This window comes from Lacicoccus alkaliphilus DSM 16010 (genome assembly GCF_900142805.1).
GTDB lineage: Bacteria > Bacillota > Bacilli > Staphylococcales > Salinicoccaceae > Lacicoccus > Lacicoccus alkaliphilus.
Map to the genome: position 1 here is coordinate 1 of NZ_FRCF01000023.1, position 1923 is coordinate 1923.

The following is a 1923-nucleotide window of genomic DNA, read 5'->3' on the forward strand; positions in this document are numbered from 1 at the left end:
TACTCATCCAATGATCGGGCGAGCCAGACGACGGCTGCCAGCGGGTTGCCGAGCACGGCTTCCCCGTAACCTTCGTCAATCTTCATGCCGTTTTTGAAGATCTCCATCCGTTCGGCCGGCAGGTCGATGTCGGCAAGCTTCAGCTGCTTCCCGCCGAGCACCGCACCGGCGGCGGAGCCGTTGTCGGACACCGTGTCCTCGAACTTGATCTGCCAGCCGGCGATGCGGCTGTCGATGACTTCTGCGGCCGGCACCGCGTAATCGATGTAGTCCGCCGCATTCTCCGCTGTGATATTCCCGGCATCGATGTCTTGTTTCAGCACGAAGGCGATTTCGAATTCAATCCGCGGCTGGATGAACTGACTGACATCGATCTGTTCGCCTTCGTCATACATCATGTCATTAAAAATGTGGCCGTAATCCGGCTGGTCGACGCCGAGCATGTCCTGCATGGCCTTTGACGTCAGGCCGATCTTCTTCCCTTTGACGACCGCCCCGGCAGCCATCCGGCGTTCCGCATATTTCAGCTGCACCGCATAGGCATCCGCGGCTGTGAGTGCCGGATGCCTTTCGGTGAGCGGCTGGATGGGTACGCCCGTCTTTTCAGCGTCGTATATTTCATCTGCTAATTGCTTGATATCTGGCATTGTGCTGATCTCCTTCTACACGGTGGCATACTGCCTGGCCGCAAATGATGCGGTCTGCTTGCACCATGTGATTTTGATATGTCTGTTGTTGAAATGCTTCAACAGCGTCTGGTCGGTAAAGCCGATATGGTTGCCCTCATTATCCACGTATAATGTACAGTGCCGTTTGTGGCACCGCGATTCGAGCATCACGTCATAGTAGCCGCTCGCCGGCAGGATGCACGCCGGCCGGTGCTGAAAGTGGCCGTTCGAAATCCGGGTGTGGGTGGTGAAGGGCCGCCCCATCAGCGTCTCCACTTTCTGCATGCGGCCGGCGAGGATCATCTCCCGGATGAGCGTCGAGCTCACTTTCTCACCGTGACACGCCACTTTGCCGATTTCCGTCGCCGTGATCCGGCCACCGGATGTGTCGTACAAAGTCCCGATCGTCCCGGCCCCTTTGGCGCCGTATGTGAAATCGTACCCGGCCACGGCATGCACCGTGCCGAACTGATAGAGGTACTCTTCGATATATGCTTCCGGCGGCAGCGCGGCGAAGGCCTTGGTGAAATCGACGATGTAGAACCGGTCCACGCCCAGCGCTTCGAGCACTTTCGCCTTTTCATCCAGCGTCATCAAATACTGCACGACGGTCCGGCCGTCCGACAGCACCGTCTTGGGGTGCGGAAAGAAACTCATGACATCGAGCGATACGTGCTGCGCATCCGCCGCTGCTTTGGCTGTCTCAATGACATGTTGATGGCCTGTGTGCACCCCGTCGAAAAAGCCGAGTGCCACCACATTGGCTCTGGATTTGTTCTGCCAATACTGCAGGTTGGTATCTTTCAAGTGTATGATTTCCATTGCCGGCATCCCCCTTAAGAGTGAAGTGCGTCTATTTGACTTCTTCCAGTTCCATTTCCTTGAGCTCCCGGTACTTGCCGCAGTTGAAGATGAGCGGCTCGCCGTCCGTCAATACGAGGTCGTTGACCTGGCCGATGAAGAGGACGTGATCGCCTTCCGTATGCTCGTTGTACACTTCGCATGACAGCTGGCAGACCGCGTTTGAAACGACCGGCACGCCCGCAAGCGTATCGAACTCATATTTATCCTCGAACTGCTTCTGGCCGGCGAATCGCATCGACTCCTCCTGCTGCTCGCAGGACAGGACGTTGACCGAGAACTGCCCGCTCTGTCGGATGCGCTCCAGCATTCTTGCTTTGTCCCCGATGGAGATGACGATGAGTTTCGGATCGAGTGAGACGGACATGAAGGCATTGGCCGTCATGCCGTAAGT

Annotated in this window: 3 protein-coding genes; all 3 read right to left on the bottom strand. The window is 56.9% G+C overall.

Annotated features, from left to right (window positions below):
- Window positions 1-647 (bottom strand): 2-keto-4-pentenoate hydratase (locus BUA12_RS12800; protein WP_072710998.1); only part of this gene is annotated, 647 nt, incomplete at its 3' end.
- Window positions 648-662: 15 nt separating this feature from the next.
- The gene (locus BUA12_RS12805) at window positions 663-1490 is read right to left on the bottom strand and encodes an FAD synthetase family protein (protein ID WP_072710999.1); all 828 of its coding nucleotides are present in this window, start codon (window positions 1488-1490) and stop codon (window positions 663-665) included.
- A gap of 31 nt (window positions 1491-1521) precedes the next feature.
- The coding region (locus BUA12_RS12810) for a flavin reductase family protein (protein WP_072711000.1) at window positions 1522-1923 on the bottom strand (402 nt) is incomplete at its 5' end.

What these genes read in the sequence shown, in the direction of transcription:
- BUA12_RS12805 (WP_072710999.1), bottom strand. Translation starts at nt 1,490, where the DNA reads ATGGAAATCATACACTTGAAAGATACCAACCTGCAGTATTGGCAGAAC.